General features: G+C 62.1%; 13 protein-coding genes. 8 read left to right on the forward strand and 5 right to left on the reverse strand.

Annotation, left to right across the window (positions count from 1 at the left end):
* Positions 1–56 precede the first annotated feature (56 nt).
* Positions 57–803: a 16S rRNA pseudouridine(516) synthase gene (locus tag Cth01_RS21910; protein WP_034358020.1), complete on the forward strand. Its 747-nt coding sequence runs from the start codon at positions 57–59 to the stop codon at positions 801–803.
* A gap of 65 nt (positions 804–868) precedes the next feature.
* Here the strand turns inward: Cth01_RS21910 and Cth01_RS21915 are convergent, their stop codons facing one another.
* The 5 genes from Cth01_RS21915 to Cth01_RS21940 form a co-directional block, all read right to left on the reverse strand.
* Positions 869–1,681, reverse strand: a complete 813-nt coding sequence (locus Cth01_RS21915) for a DNA/RNA non-specific endonuclease (protein ID WP_045840411.1) — start codon at positions 1,679–1,681, stop codon at positions 869–871.
* A gap of 296 nt (positions 1,682–1,977) precedes the next feature.
* Positions 1,978–2,745, reverse strand: a complete 768-nt coding sequence (locus Cth01_RS21925; protein ID WP_045840412.1) for a hypothetical protein — start codon at positions 2,743–2,745, stop codon at positions 1,978–1,980.
* A gap of 12 nt (positions 2,746–2,757) precedes the next feature.
* Positions 2,758–3,195, reverse strand: a complete 438-nt coding sequence (locus Cth01_RS21930) for an RNA-binding S4 domain-containing protein (protein ID WP_045840416.1) — start codon at positions 3,193–3,195, stop codon at positions 2,758–2,760.
* Positions 3,196–3,227: 32 nt separating this feature from the next.
* On the reverse strand, positions 3,228–4,703 hold the full coding sequence (locus tag Cth01_RS21935) for a sensor histidine kinase (protein ID WP_045840413.1): 1,476 nt from the start codon (positions 4,701–4,703) through the stop codon (positions 3,228–3,230).
* Positions 4,700–5,401, reverse strand: coding sequence for a response regulator (locus Cth01_RS21940; RefSeq protein WP_045840414.1), 702 nt, complete (start codon positions 5,399–5,401; stop codon positions 4,700–4,702). Before Cth01_RS21940 ends, Cth01_RS21935 begins: the two co-directional genes overlap by 4 nt.
* A 135-nt stretch (positions 5,402–5,536) precedes the next feature.
* Here Cth01_RS21940 and Cth01_RS21945 point away from each other — a divergent pair, with 135 nt between their 5' ends.
* The 7 genes from Cth01_RS21945 to Cth01_RS21975 form a co-directional block, all read left to right on the forward strand.
* Positions 5,537–6,502, forward strand: a complete 966-nt coding sequence (locus Cth01_RS21945; RefSeq protein WP_034357938.1) for a Bug family tripartite tricarboxylate transporter substrate binding protein — start codon at positions 5,537–5,539, stop codon at positions 6,500–6,502.
* A 242-nt stretch (positions 6,503–6,744) separates the two neighbouring features.
* Positions 6,745–7,338, forward strand: a complete 594-nt coding sequence (locus Cth01_RS21950) for a tripartite tricarboxylate transporter TctB family protein (protein WP_003068813.1) — start codon at positions 6,745–6,747, stop codon at positions 7,336–7,338.
* A complete protein-coding gene (locus Cth01_RS21955; protein ID WP_003068815.1) occupies positions 7,338–8,855 on the forward strand; it encodes a tripartite tricarboxylate transporter permease in 1,518 nt (505 codons plus the stop codon). The genes Cth01_RS21950 and Cth01_RS21955 overlap by 1 nt, the downstream gene beginning before the upstream one ends.
* Positions 8,856–9,043: 188 nt before the next feature.
* On the forward strand, positions 9,044–10,558 hold the full coding sequence (locus Cth01_RS21960; protein WP_045840417.1) for a sigma-54 interaction domain-containing protein: 1,515 nt from the start codon (positions 9,044–9,046) through the stop codon (positions 10,556–10,558).
* An 85-nt stretch (positions 10,559–10,643) separates the two neighbouring features.
* On the forward strand, positions 10,644–12,632 hold the full coding sequence (locus Cth01_RS21965) for an acetoacetate--CoA ligase (protein ID WP_034378259.1): 1,989 nt from the start codon (positions 10,644–10,646) through the stop codon (positions 12,630–12,632).
* A 47-nt stretch (positions 12,633–12,679) separates the two neighbouring features.
* On the forward strand, positions 12,680–13,561 hold the full coding sequence (locus Cth01_RS21970) for an amidohydrolase family protein (RefSeq protein ID WP_034357944.1): 882 nt from the start codon (positions 12,680–12,682) through the stop codon (positions 13,559–13,561).
* Between the two features lie 253 nt (positions 13,562–13,814).
* Positions 13,815–14,766, forward strand: a 952-nt coding sequence (locus Cth01_RS21975; RefSeq protein WP_045840415.1) for a substrate-binding domain-containing protein, incomplete at its 3' end; no start/stop codon positions are given.

Consider the following 14,766-nt stretch of genomic DNA (forward strand, 5'->3'; position numbering starts at 1 on the left):
GATCAATCGGTATTCTTGATATTGCTTGCGCAGTAGTGGACATGGAAAGGATGAGCATGCAGCTGCAGGACATGTTGTATTCACAAGGCTTTGGCATTCGCCGTGTCTGCTCCGGCTTGGTGCAGCAAGGCTGGGTGGAACTGTGGAACCCGCAGACTTCTGACTGGGAGAAGGTCCTGGATTCCACCCAGCAGGTGGATCCCGAAGGTCTGCGCTTCAAGGTGCAAGGCGTGGAGTGGGAGTATCACGAGCTGGGTTATGTGCTGCTGAACAAGCCTGCTGGCACCGAATGCTCGCAAAAGCCATCGGCCTATCCCAGCATCTACACCTTGCTGCCAGCTCCGCTGCGTCAACGACCCAACAAAGGGGCGGTGCAAGGTGTTCAGGCGGTGGGGCGCCTGGATCAGGATACGACGGGCATGCTGCTGCTCAGCGACGATGGCCAGTTCATCCACCGCATGTCGTCGCCCAAAAAGCATGTCTCCAAGGTTTATCGGGTGACTTGCAAGCATCCAGTGGATGCCAAGCAGATACAGCGGCTGCTGGATGGTGTCGTGCTCGATGATGATCCCAAGCCCGTCAAGGCAGCGGCCTGCGAGCAGGTGGATAGCCATGTGCTGGATCTGACGCTGACCGAGGGCAAGTATCACCAGGTCAAGCGCATGATTGCGGCTGTGAGCAACCGGGTCGAAGGTCTGCATCGCAGAAGAATCGGCGGCATGGAGTTGCCCGCAGAGCTGGAGCCTGGCCAATGGCGCTGGCTTACGGCGGATGAGCTGGAATTGTTCAAGCCGGGCAAGTAGGGCAGAGAAAGATAAAAAGCCTGCTGGCTTGCGCCAGCAGGCTTTTTGATTGGGGACACGGTAAATCAGTGTCTCTGCGCAGGGAGCATGGACGTCTGCTGGAGCTTGCCCGAGGCTTGCAGCGCAGCGCCGGGCAGGAATTCGATGCCGGTGCGGCGCACCAGCTCCGTGTAGCTGATGGGCTCGGTGACACGGGCCGCATCATCATTGGCCTGCCAGTGCGCCCAGGCACGCTGGCTCTGAGCGTCATAAACCAGCTTGTAGAGAAAGCTGGGCACACGCACCTGGTTGTGGCCGACGGAGGCTGCATTGGTATCAAAGACCGGGCCGGTGATGATGTAGACATCGCCCTGAGCCCGTTGCGCATAGCTGCGCGTGTCTTTTTCGATGCGGGCCCAGGGGCCGCCGTTCTGCTTGATGGACTGGGGCACCATATTGGCCAGCGAGAAGCTCTGGGCCATAGCCTGTGGGGTCGGCATGTCGCCAGCGGGAGCCATGTGGCCGCGTGAGTAGCCGGAACGCTTGTAGTCGTCCAACTCGGCGCGTTCATCACGAGGCAGGCGGGCATCGCTGTAGAACTTGTTGGTGCGCTTTTCGTCGGCATCGGCGACCAGGGCCTTGTTCAGGCGTTGGGCGACGAAGACGGGCGTCTTGCTCTGGCCGCTGTGCAGCACGGCAAAAGCGTCATAGCACAGCGCACGCAGCTTGGGCTGATCGCTGAGCACGGGGGCCTTGCCATTGGCAAAGAACTGCGGGCATTGCTCAAAGCCCTGGGTGCTGCGCGTGGGATTGCTGACCTGGATGAGCGATGCGGGGCTGGCCGCTGCCGAGGGGACAGGCATCCGGGCGGAGCAGGCCACACTGCCGATGGCCAGCATTGCGATGCCGGCATGGCGCAGCCATAGTGGGGATCGTGAGGAGAAAGAGGAGTGTGGTGCTGAAAAAGCGGAAGACATGCGCGAAGAAGGCCGAGGAAGATGAAAAGAGTGCCAGCAGCCCAGGCGCAAGAGCGAGTCTGGCCGTCATCGAGGAGGAGTGATTGCTACTTGAATAAGAGCTGCTTGCGCAAGATTTGAAAGCTTTTCAAGGTGAAAGTTTCCTGAAAAGCTTTGTAATAAAGCGCTAAATGCTCATATTTTATGAGAGGTGGACTTTGCCACAGTCCTGTCCCTGCTTACGTCGCCAAGCTTCGGATCCCTGAGGGCGTTCCATGCATGAGCAGGATCTGCAGCGCGGCTTGGGTTTGCAGATGCAGCTGTTTGAGCGCCTCATCTTTCTGAGGCGGCAAAATGTACTGGCCCTGTGCGTTCCTGGCATAGGGCTTGCCCAGAATGTCGGCCATGTCGATCTGGTAGTAGCTGCGGTCGCCATACGGCCGCTTGCCGTCGATATAGGGCAAGGGCCAGATCGCCTGGCCGTCTTCCTCCTCGGCCAAGACATAAGGCAGGTCATCGGTACCGACTTCTCGCCACAGGGCGGCATGCAGCAGCGTCAGGTGTTCGGGACGAAAGTCGAAGCTGCTGTCTGGCGCCTGACCTGAGAAGTCGGGCGGCAAGGCATAGCGACCGGGCGCCAAGGTGGCGGTGGCCACAAACTGCGGCAGCCAAAGGCAGACCTCGGCCAGGAGCCTGGTGGCCAGAGCAGGATCGTGAATGCGCAGCACCTGCTGGGCCGTGTCGAGGGTGGACAGATCGCCGCCGAAGGGCTGCACAGGATTGAAGCCGGGTGCCCCAGACTCTACGGGCATCCACTGCACCCGCAGCAGGCGCATCAGCTGCAGATGCTGGGCGCTCAGCGGCGGCAGCGCCTGGCTGAAGACCATCTGGATCACGGCTCGACGTTCGGTACTGCCCTGACGCTTGCGCAGCCACGACCAACTCAAGGCGCCGGTTGCCGCAACTGCCAGGGTGGAGAGTGTGGAGATCAGCAGCCTGCGCTTCATGCGCGAAGGTTTTCAGTCATCAATGGACGCGCTCCAGCGGTCGCCCCAGCCGCTGTTGTGCTGCACGCGGTCGATTTCGCGGCGGTCGCGCTTGGTGGGGCGGCCGGTGTGCTGGGCCGCCAGTGCTTCGGCGGGCTCAGGTGCCAGACGGCGCTGCTCGGCCAGCTGTTCGCGCTGGGCAATGCTTTGCGCCGTTTCCTGGTATAGCTGTTGGGCCACGGGTGCCGGGCCACGCATGCCGCTCAGCCCGCGCACTATGACTTCCCTGGGAATATTGCCCTGGCGCAGGTGGATGTGGTCGCCCGGGCGGATTTCACGCGAGGCCTTGGCATTGGCGTTGTTGACCGTGACCCGGCCCTTGCCAATCTCCTCCACAGCCAGGCTGCGGGTCTTGTAGAACCGCGCGCACCACAGCCATTTGTCCAGACGCATGGATTCAGTTTCACTCATATCGGTATTTTGCGGCGTGAAGGGATGGCGATTCAAGTCAGAGCAGTATCCATGTCCTGGGCATCGCCATTGTGCAGGGGCAGTTGAATCAGTGCCTGCAGGCCACGCACGCGGCCGAGTTCGTCGTGCAGGTTGCGCAGCTCGATCTGGCCGCCCAGGGTCTGCACGATCTCCTGGCAGATGGCCAGGCCCAGGCCCGAGCCGCTGCGCGTATTGCCCGCCGAAAAGGGCTGGAACAGTCGCTGAGCCAGTTCATCGTCGATGCCGCTGCCGCTGTCTTCGATACTCAGCTGCGCCATGCCGTCGTGCGCGCGCACATCGATCTGCAGACTTCCGTGCCTGGGGGTGTGGCGTATGGCGTTGTGCAGCAGGTTGCGGGTCAGCTCGCGCAGCATCCATTCATGGGCGGCCACGCAGCAGGCCTGGGTTTCGATGCCGAAGTCCATGTCGTGATCGGCAATCAGCGGCGACAGCTCCAGCGCCACGTCGCGCACGATATCGTCGAGCTGGGCGAGCATGGCGCTGCTCTGGTTGCTGTCTTCCTGGCGCAGCTGCTCGACCTTGGCCAGGGCCAGCATCTGATTGGCGACGCGGGTGGCGCGGTCCACCGTGTCGTCAATCTCGGCAAAGGCCTGGACCGGTGGAATATCGCCGCGCTTGGCTGACTGAACCTGAACCTTGAGCACGGCCAGCGGCGTGCGCAGCTGGTGCGAGGCGTCGCGCACAAAGCGCTTCTGATTGCTCAGCAGGCCTTGCAGGCGCTGCATGGTCTGGTTGGTGGCTTCCAGCAGGGGCTGGACTTCGCGCGGGACCTCGGGCGCAGCCAGCGGACTCAGATCCCCCTGGGCACGGCCTTGCAGGTCCTGGCTGAGCTGGCGTATGGGCTGGGTGGCGCGCTGCACCACGATGATCACGATCAGGGCGACGACCAGCACCAGCAGGGCTTGACGAATCAATGTGTCACGCAGAATCTGCAAGGCCAGGGATTCGCGCAGTTCCAGGGTTTCGGCCACCTGGATCACGGCCATGCCGCGTCCGTTGGCGCTGGCAACCGGCTGCAGCAGCACGGCCACGCGCACGGGGTGACCGCGAAACTCGTCGTCGTAGAAGTCCACCAGCGCCGCATAGGGCGGGCGCTGCGGAATCCTGCCGTTCCAGACTGGCAGTTCCTCGAAGCCGGAGATCAACTGTCCATCCAGCGTGGAGACGCGGTAGAACATGCGGCTCTGGTTGTCAGCCTCGAAAATTTCCAGTGCCGAATAGGGAACGATGGCGCGCAACTGTGCCTGATCGTCGTATCCCGTGACGCCGATTTGCTCGCTGATGCTTTTGGCCGAGGCCAGCAGGGTTCTGTCGTAAGCCGTGTGCAGCGATGCCAGGGTTTGCTGATAGAGGCTCCAGGCGTTGAGGGCAATCAGCGCCAGCACAGGCAGCAAGATGCCGGTGAGCAGCAGGCGCCGCAGCGACCAGGCCGTCTTGAGCCGCGCTTTGGCCGCAGCGGCTGTCATGCGGCCGCCTCGGCCTTGACCAGATAGCCCAGTCCGCGCAGCGTGACCAGTTGCACGCCGGTGCCGCCCAGCTTTTTGCGCAGCCGGTAAGCCACGACTTCCACGGCCTCGTATTGCACATCGACCTCGCCGGGGAAGACCAGACTGAACAGCCGCTCCTTGGTGACCGCATGGCCGGGGCGGGCCAGCAGCGCATGCATCATGGACAGCTCGCGCGGGGTCAGCTCCAGGACCTTGTCGTCGAGATAAATGGCGCCGCTTTCCTTTTCATAGCGCAATGCGCCCAGGGTGATAACTTCAGAGGCCGATCTGGGTGTGAAGCTATCCTGGCTGCGGCGCAGCAGGGCGCGCAGGCGTGCTTCCAGTTCGTCGAGGTCAAAGGGCTTGGCCAGATAGTCGTCGGCACCGGCGTTCAGCCCCATGACGCGGTCGCCCACGGTGCCACGTGCCGTCAGTATCAGTACCGGTGTGCGCAGGCCCAGGGCCCGGGCGCGCTCCAGCACCTGCAGGCCGTCGAGGCCGGGCAGGCTCAGGTCCAGCACCACGGCATCGGGTTCGCGGGTCTGCCAGTGAGCAAGGGCACTGGGGCCGTCGGCCGCCACATCCACATGCAGCCCGCGGCGCATCAGGGTGCGCTGCAGCGTGGTGCGCATGGCGGAATCATCTTCAACAAGCAGTAATTGCATGGGGCCGAACATAGCACTGCGCTGCGAATGCGAAGACAAGTCGTGAAACTACCGGGCTTGCTTAAGGGATAGCCCTAGGTGATTGGACAGCCGTTTGACAGGCAGGCTGTCCATGATTGCATTCACCAACTACATAAGGAGTACATCATGCGTCGTGATACGTTTCTGAAGTCTCTGGCAGCCCTGGCGGCGGCCGGTGCTTTGCCCCTGTCGGCCCAGGCAGCGGCAGCCATCAAGATGATGCTGCCCGCCAACCCTGGTGGCGGCTGGGACACGACAGGCCGTGCCCTGGGCAAGGCCTTGCAGGACGCAGGTGTAGCTTCTTCCGTCACCTATGACAACAAGGGTGGCGCTGCCGGCGCCATCGGTCTGGCCCAGTTCGTCAACGGCAGCAAGGGCGATCCCAATGCCATGATGGTCATGGGCGCCGTGATGCTGGGCGGCATCATTACCGGCAAGCCTCCCGTCAACCTGAGCCAGGCCACGCCTTTGGCGCGCCTGACCAGCGAGTACAACGTGTTTGTGCTGCCCGCCAATTCGCCCTACAAGAACATGGCGGAAGTGGTGGCCCAGCTCAAGAAGGACCCTGGCTCCATCAAGTGGGGCGGTGGCTCGCGCGGCTCCACCGAACACATTGCTGCGGCCATGATCGCCCGTGAAGTGGGTGTGGACCCAGCCAAGATCAACTACGTGGCTTTCCGTGGGGGCGGCGAGGCCATCTCCGCCATTCTGGGCGGCAACGTCACCGTGGGCGGCAGCGGCTTCAGCGAGTTTGCGGAATACATCGCAACCGGCAAGATGAAGCCCATCGGCGTGACTTCGGCTCAACGCCTCAAGGGTGCGGCCTCCAGCATTCCCACGCTCAAGGAGCAGGGCATCAATGTGGAAATCGGCAACTGGCGCGGTGTGTATGGCGCGCCCGGCATTTCCAAGGCCCAGCGCGACGAACTGGTCGCCCAGATCGAAAAAGCCACCAAGAGCAAGGCCTGGGCCGAAGCGCTGCAGAAGAACGACTGGACACCTGCCTGGCTGGGCGGCGATGCCTTTGGCAAGTTCGTGGATGACGAGTTCGCCAGCCTGCGCGCCACCATGGCCAAGTCCGGCATGATCTGATGATCACCAGGCCGCTGCGTTCTGCAGCGGCCTCTGGCGCGTGAACATGCTCCAGGGACATGGTACAGGGCTGGCGACTTCAGCCCTGATCGCGTTGTGTCCTGCTGTTTTCCCCCGCACTGATTGATGGCCTGCCCCTGACGGCGCAAGCCAGGGTTTGTGCAACCCCATGATGCCGTGAGAGCTGCTGGCAAGTTTGCTCTGACGGGTTCCGAAAACCATTGAAATCAAACACATTCATCATGTCTGATTCATTCCAAGATCTGGCCCGGGCAGCGGAGGCCGCACAGGTTTCGGCCTATGCAGACCCCGATGAGCCGCAAAGCCCCAATGTACCGTCCAAAAGAGCGCAAACCATTGTCGGTTCGGGCGTGCTGCTGGTCGCTGTCGGCCTGGCTGTCGGCGCACTGCAGATTCCTTCCGATTCGGGATATGGCGGCGTCGGCCCCAACTTTCTGCCCTGGCTGTGCGCCATCGTGCTGGCCGTTTGCGGTGCGCTGTTGATCTGGGAAGCTCGGAGCGGCGGCTTTCGCCATGCGGCGGATCCTGGCGGCCATGCCAAGGCCGATATATTGTCTTTTGTCTGGGTTTCTGCAGGTCTGCTGATCAATGCGGCTTTGATTGGAACCGTCGGCTTTATCTTCAGCTGCACGATTTGCTATGTCTTGGCCGTGCAGGGCCTGCGCCGCGCCGCGCATCAGCCTCAGGCCTCTGAAATCGGTACCTGGGTGAAGGATGTGATCACTGGCTTGCTGATTTCAGCGCCCGTTTTCTGGATGTTTACTCAGTTCCTGGCAATCAATCTGCCTGGCTTGACTCAGACGGGGTGGCTGTAATGGATATCTTCAATGCTTTGATGGCAGGCTTTGCCACCGCCATCACGCCCGTCAATCTGTTGTGGGCTCTGGTGGGCTGTGCCCTGGGTACGGCTGTGGGCGTGCTGCCCGGTATCGGCCCGGCCGTGGCAGTGGCCATGCTGCTGCCCATCACCGCCAAGGTGGATGTGACGGCATCCATGATCTTTTTTGCCGGCATTTACTACGGTGCCATGTATGGCGGCTCGACCACCTCGATTTTGCTGAACACGCCCGGCGAAACGGCGTCCATGGTCACGGCCATGGAGGGCAACAAGATGGCCAAGAGCGGCCGAGCGGGCGCGGCGCTGGCAACCGCCGCCATCGGCTCGTTTGTCGCGGGGACCTTTGCCACCGTGGTGGTGACCCTGTTCGCTCCCTATGTCGCTGACTTTGCCGTGAAGCTGGGCCCGCCCGAGTACTTCATGCTGATGGTGCTGGCCTTCACCACCGTGAGCGCCGTGCTGGGCCAAAGCTCGCTGCGCGGCATGACGGCGCTGTTTGTCGGCCTGGCTGCAGGCTGCATCGGCATGGATCAGATCTCCGGTGCCGCGCGCTATACCGGCGGCAAGATGGAACTGCTGGACGGCATCGACATCGTGCTGGTGGCAGTGGGTCTGTTTGCCGTGGCTGAAGTGCTGTATGCCGCCATGTATGAAGGCAAGGTCGAGGAGTCGCAGAACAAGCTGACCCGTGTGCACATGACCAAGCGTGACTGGAAGCGTTCCTGGCCCGCCTGGATGCGCGGCACGCTGCTGGGTACACCGTTTGGCTGCATTCCCGCTGGCGGCACCGAGATCCCGACCTTTCTGAGCTACGCGACCGAGAAGAAGCTGGCCAAGGGCGAAGACAAGGCCGAGTTCGGCGGCAAGGGCGCCATCGAAGGCGTGGCCGGTCCGGAGGCTGCCAACAATGCCACCGTGACCGCAGCCCTGATTCCGCTGCTGACGCTCGGTATTCCCACCAGCAACACCACGGCCGTGCTGCTGGGCGCCTTCCAGAACTACGGTATCAACCCCGGCCCCCAGCTGTTCACCAGCTCGGCGGCCCTGGTCTGGGCGCTGATTGCCTCGCTGTACATCGGCAACGTGATGCTGCTGGTGCTCAACCTGCCCATGGTGGGTCTGTGGGTCAAGCTGTTGAAGATTCCGCGTCCTCAGCTGTATGCCGGCATCTTGATCTTTGCAACGGTCGGTGCCTACGGCATGCGCCAGAGCGCGTTCGATCTGTTCCTGCTCTACGGCATTGGCTTGCTCGGTGTGATTATGCGCCGCTTCGACTTCCCCACCGCTCCCGTGGTGGTGGGCATGATCCTCGGCCCCTTGGCGGAAGCGCAGATGCGCAATGCAGTGTCGATTGGCGAAGGCAGCTGGTGGATCTTCCTGCAGCGCCCCATGTCGCTGACGCTGATCATCATCGTGCTGGCCGTACTGATCATTCCCCGTGTGCTCAAGCGCCTGTCGGAGGCCAAGCAGGCCCGGGAGGCAAGCGCCGCCTGAGTCCCGTTTCCTAGCCTGCTGCGGGTGCTGTACGCATGGAGCCCGTTGCATTCATATCCCCTGTTCGGTGAGCTGGACAGGGGATTTTTTTATGGAGGCCGGCTAAAGCATTGCTTTGAATGCGCTAGCTGGAGGTCTGTGCCGATGGTTTTGGGGCAATGTCGCCCTACCATGGCGCAATGATGGAAATGAGCCAACGGCTACCCAACGATTTCGCTTGCGAGCTGCCCGACGATGCCGACGGCATCTATGCATTGGCGGCACGGTCCATGTTTCAGCTGTTCTCGTCAATGAGCCAGGGCATGTTTCTGGTCGACAGAAGCGGGCGCATTGTCTGGGTCAACAAAGGCTACGAGCGTTTTTTGCCACGCCTGGGAGTAGCCGGTGTGGGCGATTTTCTCGGGCATAAGGTGGAGGAGGTCATCCCCAACACGCAGATGCGCAGCGTGTTGGAGACCGGCAAGCCGGTCCTGATCGATCTACTGACCAATAGCGCCGGAACCTTTGTCGTCAGCCGCCTGCCGCTGCATGACGATGAAGGTGGCGTGATCGGTGCCATCGGCATTGTGCTGTTCGATCAGCCCGAGACGACCTTGCAGCCGCTGATCAGCAAGTTTGCGATGCTGCAGCGCGATCTCGATGAAGCGCGGCGCGAGCTGGCTGCCCAGCGCAGCCGCAGCCTGCAGGCGTCCGTACAGGGTTCGCGCCGCAGCAAATACAGCTTTGCCAGCTTTGTGGGCAGCAGCCCGGCTGCGGTCGAGGTCAAGCGCCAGGCGCGACGGGCGGCCCAGTCCATGAGTCCGGTGCTGCTGTTGGGCGAGACCGGTACTGGCAAGGAGGTGCTGGCCCATGCCATCCATGCCGCATCGGCGCGGTCTGCCGGTCCTTTTGTGAGCGTCAATATCGCGGCCATTCCCGAAACGCTGCTGGAGGCCGAATTCTTCGGCGTGGCTCCGGGCGCATTCACCGGAGCCGACCGCAAGACGCGCGATGGCAAGTTCAAGCTCGCCGATGGCGGCACCCTGTTTCTCGACGAAATCGGCGACATGCCCGCCAGTCTGCAGGCCAAGCTGCTGCGGGCCTTGCAGGAGGGAGAGATCGAGCCGCTGGGCTCCAACCAGATCGTGCATTTCGATGTACGCGTGGTGGCCGCCACCTCTCGGGATCTGCTGCAGATGGTGCGCGACGGGCGTTTCCGGGAAGACCTGTTCTACCGGCTGCATGTGTTGCCCGTGCGCGTGCCGCCGCTGCGCGAGCGCAGCAGCGATATCCCGGCCCTGGTGGAAATGCTCTGCGAGGACCTGGCGCTGCGCAATGACATGGTTCCACCGGAGCTGGGAAAGGGGGCGCTGGAATTGCTGGTCGCACAGGCCTGGCGCGGCAATATTCGTGAACTGCGCAATGTGCTGGAGCAAGCAGCCATGCGCTGCGATGACTCGCACATTGATGCCGGCCTGCTGGCACAGGTGCTGCGCTCGTCCGGGGTAGAGCTGCAGGTTCCGCACCGGCAGCCCTTGGCGCAGGAACCCATGGCTACGACGGGCGATTTGCTCAAGCCGCTCGCCGAACAAATGGCCGAGCTCGAAGCCCGTGCGATAAGGGCCGCGATGCAGGCTCATGGAGGCAACAAGCTGGCCGTTGCAAGGACGCTCGGCATATCGCGCGCCAAGCTCTACGACCGGCTCGAGAAGCTGAATTTCTGAGCCATGCTAGGGATTGCCCTTGGTGGGTAGGACTTGGTTTGTTTTTATAGTTATAAAAAATATCTAATTTAAGTCCGGAGACAGCATGGCATTGGTACAAGGGCAGGAGTTGTGGAGGCCCACGCAGAAGCAGCAGGAGCAAAGCGGCCTGTGGCATTACATGGACTGGCTGCGCGACAGCCGTGGCCATGACTTCTCCGACTATGAAGCGCTGTGGCAATGGTCGGCGACGGATATCGAAGGCTTCTGGCGCTCCGTCTGGGACTATTTCGACATTCAGGCCGATGGTGACCCGACGCAGGTGCTGGCCGGCCGCAAGATGCCGGGTGCCGAGTGGTTTCCCGAAACCCGGCTCAACTATGCCGAACACATCTTCCGTCAGGCCAGCGACCAGCGTCCGGCCATCATTGCGCGCTGCGAGGGCCAGACCCCGGTCGAAGTCTCCTGGCAACAGCTGCAGCGCGATGTGGGCGCCCTGGCGGCAAGCCTGCGCGGTCTGGGCATAGTGCGTGGCGATCGCGTGGTGGCCTATCTGCCCAATGTGCCTCAGACCGTGGTGGCGTTTCTGGCCTGTGCCAGCATCGGCGCCATCTGGTCCAGCTGCGCGCCGGAGATGGGGGTATCCGTGGTGCTGGACCGCTTCCAGCAGATCGCACCCAAGCTGATCTTTGCCACCGACAGCTATACCTATGCCGGCAGGCAGTTCGATCGCCGTGAAGTGCTGGACGAGGTGCTCCAGGGTCTGCCCGATATTGCCCGGGTGATTCATGTGCCGGGGCCCTTGTTCGGCAGCGATGCCGAACACGCGGCCGTGCCCTGGCGTGACTGCATGAGTTGGGCCGATGCAACGTGCCATGCAGCGCCGCTGCAGTTCGAGCGCCTGCCGTTCTCCCATCCGCTGTGGGTGGTGTACTCCTCGGGAACCACCGGCCTGCCCAAGGCCATGGTGCACAGTCATGGCGGCATCGTGCTCACCCATCTCAAAACCAATCGCCTGCAGCACGACGTGTTGCCCGGCGATCGTTTCATGTTCCTGGGCAGCACGGGCTGGATTGTCTGGAACCTGATGATAGGCAGCCTGCTGGCTGGCGCGACCGTGGTTCTGTCCGATGGCAACCCAACGGCGCCGAGCGACGATGCGCTCTGGGACTTCATCGACCAATACCAGGTCAGCATCTTCGGTTGCGGTGCGGCCTTCCTCACCAAGAGCATGAAGGATGGCGTCTCGCCGAAGAAGGGGCGCCAGTTCGAGAAGCTGCGTGCCATCAACTCCACGGGCTCGCCGCTGCCTCTCGATGCCTATGCCTGGGTCTACGAGAACGTCAAAAGAGATCTGTGGCTGGCCTCGATCAGCGGGGGCACGGATATCGCCTCGGGCTTTGTGGCCTGCGCGCCCATACTGCCCGTCAACGCGGGCGAGATCCAGTGCCGCGAACTGGGCGTGGCCGCCCATGCCTTCAACGAACAGGGGCAGAGCGTGGTCGGCGAAGTCGGCGAACTGGTGATTACCGAGCCCATGCCCTCCATGCCCGTGTTCTTCTGGAACGACAAGAGCGGGGCGCGCTACCACGACAGCTATTTCGACGTGTTTGCCGGCTGCTGGCGCCATGGTGACTGGATCGAGTTCAGCGAGCGCGGCACGGCCGTGATCTACGGACGCTCGGACAGCACCATCAACCGCTTCGGCATACGCATGGGCACGGCGGAGATCTACCGTGTCGTCGAGGAGCTCGACGCCGTCAAGGACAGCCTGGTGGTCGACCTTGAATATCTGGGTCGACCTTCCTTCATGCCGCTGTTCGTGACTCTGGCCGAAGGCCAGGCATTGACGGGCGAGCTGACCGCCCAGATCAAGAACGCCATCAAGACCAAGGCTTCGGCACGTCATGTGCCCAATGTGGTGGTTCAGGTGGCCGAGATTCCGCGCACCCTCACCGGCAAGAAGATGGAGGTGCCGGTGCGCAAGCTGCTGCTGGGCGCGGACGCGGCCAAGGTGGCCAGCCCCGATGCCATGGCCAATCCATCCAGCATTGATTTCTTCATTCAATTTCGAGAGCAGGTACCGCAGGCGTGACAGGCGCTTGAGGCTGATTTGACTCAATACCCAAAGCAGACCCACCCATGAACCATCAAGATCTGATCGCCATCGATTTCCACACCCATGCGGAAGTCAGCTGCCGCAATCCCTTTGACAGCTACGGCGAGGAGTACGACCGCGCGGCCGACAAATACTTCGGCAGCTCATTGCGCCCGACGATCGCCGAAACCATTGCCTATTACCGCGAGCGCAAGATCGGTCTGGTGATGTTCACGGTGGACAGCGAGGCGCAACTGGGTCGCCGCCGCATCCCCAACGAAGAGATCGCCGATGCCGCGCGCGAGAACAGCGACATGATGGTGGCGTTCGCCAGCATCGACCCGCACAAGGGCAAGATGGGCGCGCGCGAGGCCGAGCGCCTGATCACCGAATGCGGCGTCAAGGGCTTCAAGTTCCATCCCACAGTGCAGGGCTTCCATCCCTATGACCGCATGGCCTGGCCCATCTACGAGGTCATCAACCACTACAAGCTGCCCGCCATCTTCCACACCGGCCACAGCGGCATCGGCAGCGGCATGAAGTGCGGCGGCGGTCTGCGCCTGGCCTACAGCAACCCCATGCTGCTGGACGACGTGGCTGTGGACTTCGGCGATATGCAGATCGTCATGGCCCATCCCAGCTTTCCCTGGCAGGACGAGGCGATCTCGGTGGCGCTGCACAAGCCCAATGTCTGGATCGATCTTTCGGGCTGGAGTCCCAAGTATTTCCCCAAGCAGCTGGTGCAGTACGCCAACACCCTGCTCAAGGACCGTGTGCTGTTCGGCAGCGACTTCCCGCTGATCACGCCCGAGCGCTGGATGAAGGACTTCGAGGTCGCCGGCTTCAAGCCCGAGGTCATGCCCGGCATTCTCAAGGACAACGCCGTGCGGCTGCTGGAGCTGGACAGAAAACGCGATGCCGCATGAAAAAAGGATCACTCCGGTGATCCTTTTTTCATGGCGGATTGAACAAAGCCAGAGACGAGCCCTAAGGCGGTTGTTGATTTGTATTGAAATCAGTCACTGTCTGAATTAAAGACATTTATTGCCTGATTTTCAGTCGATATGGAGCTGCGTATGGCGGCTCCTCAGAGGAAAACCGGACTGGCACGAAGACTGCTGTCTGCACACCATAGAAAGACAAGCGGACACACCGCATCCATCCTCAAGGAGACAACACATGCACAAGCGCAGCCTGCTGCAGGCGGCCGTTCTGGCGGCCATGGTGGTTCATGTTCCCGGCGCCCTGGCGCAATCCGAAATCCGCATTGCCCATGTCTACAGCAAGACCGGGCCGCTGGAGGCCTACGGCAAGCAGACCCAGGCCGGGCTGCTGATGGGGCTTGAATATGCCACGGGCGGCAGCATGACGGTGGCAGGCAAGAAGCTGGTGCTTATCGAAAAGGATGACCAGGGCAAGCCCGATCTGGGCAAGAGCCTGCTGGCCGCAGCCTATTCGGACGACAAGGCAGATCTGGCTGTCGGCCCCAGCGCGTCGGGCGTGGCGCTGGCCATGCTGCCCGTGGCCGAGGAGTACAAGAAGATCCTGATCGTCGAGCCCGCCGTGGCCGATTCCATCACCGGCGACAAGTGGAACAAGTACATCTTCCGCACGGGCCGCAACTCCAGCCAGGACGCGATCAGCAATGCCGTGGCCATCGACAGGCCCGGCGTGACGATTGCGACGCTGGCCCAGGACAATGCCTTCGGTCGCGATGGCGTCAAGGCCTTCAAGGAAGCGGTCAAAAAAGGCAAGCTGGTGCATGAGGAGTACCTGCCCGCCGCCACCACCGATTTCACGGCCGGGGCCCAGCGCCTGATCGACAGGCTCAAGGATGTTCCGGGCAGGAAGGTGATCTGGATTGTCTGGGCCGGTGCCGGCAACCCCTTCAAGATCGTCGACATGGACCTCAAGCGCTACGGCATCGAGATCGCCACGGGCGGCAACATACTGCCCGCCATGGCGGCCTACAAGAATCTGCCGGGCATGGAGGGCGCCACCTACTATTACTTCGGCATTCCCAAGAACCCGGTGAACGAAGCCATGGTCTCCATGAGTTACAAGCAGTTCAAGGCTCCGCCGGACTTCTTCACGGCGGGCGGTTTCTCGGCCGCCATGGCCATCGTCACGG

Origin of the sequence: Comamonas thiooxydans (assembly GCF_000964545.1) — a bacterium.
Lineage (GTDB): Bacteria > Pseudomonadota > Gammaproteobacteria > Burkholderiales > Burkholderiaceae_C > Comamonas > Comamonas thiooxydans.

Bases quoted from the DNA above. Each gene is read 5' to 3' on its own strand.
- Cth01_RS21910 (WP_034358020.1), top strand. From the start codon at position 57: ATGCAGCTGCAGGACATGTTGTATTCACAAGGCTTTGGCATTCGCCGT.
- Cth01_RS21915 (WP_045840411.1), bottom strand. From the start codon at position 1,681: ATGCTGGCCATCGGCAGTGTGGCCTGCTCCGCCCGGATGCCTGTCCCC.
- Cth01_RS21925 (WP_045840412.1), bottom strand. From the start codon at position 2,745: ATGAAGCGCAGGCTGCTGATCTCCACACTCTCCACCCTGGCAGTTGCG.
- Cth01_RS21930 (WP_045840416.1), bottom strand. From the start codon at position 3,195: ATGAGTGAAACTGAATCCATGCGTCTGGACAAATGGCTGTGGTGCGCG.
- Cth01_RS21935 (WP_045840413.1), bottom strand. From the start codon at position 4,703: ATGACAGCCGCTGCGGCCAAAGCGCGGCTCAAGACGGCCTGGTCGCTG.
- Cth01_RS21940 (WP_045840414.1), bottom strand. From the start codon at position 5,401: ATGTTCGGCCCCATGCAATTACTGCTTGTTGAAGATGATTCCGCCATG.
- Cth01_RS21945 (WP_034357938.1), top strand. From the start codon at position 5,537: ATGCGTCGTGATACGTTTCTGAAGTCTCTGGCAGCCCTGGCGGCGGCC.
- Cth01_RS21950 (WP_003068813.1), top strand. From the start codon at position 6,745: ATGTCTGATTCATTCCAAGATCTGGCCCGGGCAGCGGAGGCCGCACAG.
- Cth01_RS21955 (WP_003068815.1), top strand. From the start codon at position 7,338: ATGGATATCTTCAATGCTTTGATGGCAGGCTTTGCCACCGCCATCACG.
- Cth01_RS21960 (WP_045840417.1), top strand. From the start codon at position 9,044: ATGAGCCAACGGCTACCCAACGATTTCGCTTGCGAGCTGCCCGACGAT.
- Cth01_RS21965 (WP_034378259.1), top strand. From the start codon at position 10,644: ATGGCATTGGTACAAGGGCAGGAGTTGTGGAGGCCCACGCAGAAGCAG.
- Cth01_RS21970 (WP_034357944.1), top strand. From the start codon at position 12,680: ATGAACCATCAAGATCTGATCGCCATCGATTTCCACACCCATGCGGAA.